Annotated in this window: 2 protein-coding genes; one reads left to right on the top strand and one right to left on the bottom strand. The window is 71.8% G+C overall.

Going from position 1 to position 888, the window contains the following annotated elements; all coding sequences use genetic code 11:
• Positions 1-338 (top strand): jacalin-like lectin (locus HLK59_RS50215; protein ID WP_277349474.1); only part of this gene is annotated, 338 nt, incomplete at its 5' end.
• Positions 339-548: 210 nt separating this feature from the next.
• Here HLK59_RS50215 and HLK59_RS50220 read toward each other — a convergent pair.
• Positions 549-888 (bottom strand): DNA-directed RNA polymerase subunit alpha C-terminal domain-containing protein (locus tag HLK59_RS50220; RefSeq protein ID WP_277349600.1); only part of this gene is annotated, 340 nt, incomplete at its 5' end.

An 888-nucleotide genomic window follows, 5' to 3' on the forward strand; every position in this document is an offset into this window, starting at 1 on the left:
TCGCCCTGCGCGCCGGCTCCCGCGTGGACCAGATGAGCGTGACCCTGTCCAACGGCACCACGCTCACCCACGGCGGCACCGGCGGCACCGCCTCCTCCCTGACCCTGGCCAGCGGCGAGTACGTCACAACCGCCTACCTCTGCCAGGCCCAGAAGGACGGCCGCACGCGGATCTTCTACGCCAAGTTCACGACGAGCACCGGCCGTACACTCGCCGGCGGCACCACGACCTCCGACTGCGTGACCCGCACCGCGCCCTCCGGCTGGCAGATCGCCGGCTTCCACGGCAGGACCGGCGACGAGGTCGACAAGGTCGGCTTCATCTACACCCAGCGCTGACCGGCCGGGGCGCCGGTCGACGGGCAGCCGGCCCCGGTCCTCTGTCCCGTTGACACGAGGGGCCCCGGTTCCTGGCTCGGTGGCCAGGAACCGGGGCCCCTCACATCGCGTGGCGCACGGCCGGCCGTGTGGACGTCTGTCGTGCGTCGGCGCAGGACACCCGTCCACACGCTCGCCGGCCTCTCACTCCCGTGCGGCGCGGTGCGGCGTTCAGTACTGCTCGGTCTCCACGAAGCCCGCGTCCGCGTCGTCGTCCGCGCCGAAGGCGGCGGCGGTCGGGTCGAATCCGGGCGGGCTGTCCTTCAGACCCAGGCCCAGGCCGGCCAGCTTCGCCTTGACCTCGTCGATGGACTTCGCACCGAAGTTACGGATGTCCAGGAGGTCCGCCTCGGAGCGCGCCAGGAGCTCGCCCACGGAGTGGACGCCCTCACGCTTGAGGCAGTTGTAGGACCGAACGGTGAGCTCCAGCTCCTCGATCGGCAGCGCCAGGTCAGCGGCAAGGGCGGCGTCCGTGGGGGACGGGCCCATGTCGATGCCCTCGGCGTCGATG

Source organism: Streptomyces sp. S3(2020) (assembly GCF_013044505.1).
GTDB lineage: Bacteria > Actinomycetota > Actinomycetes > Streptomycetales > Streptomycetaceae > Streptomyces.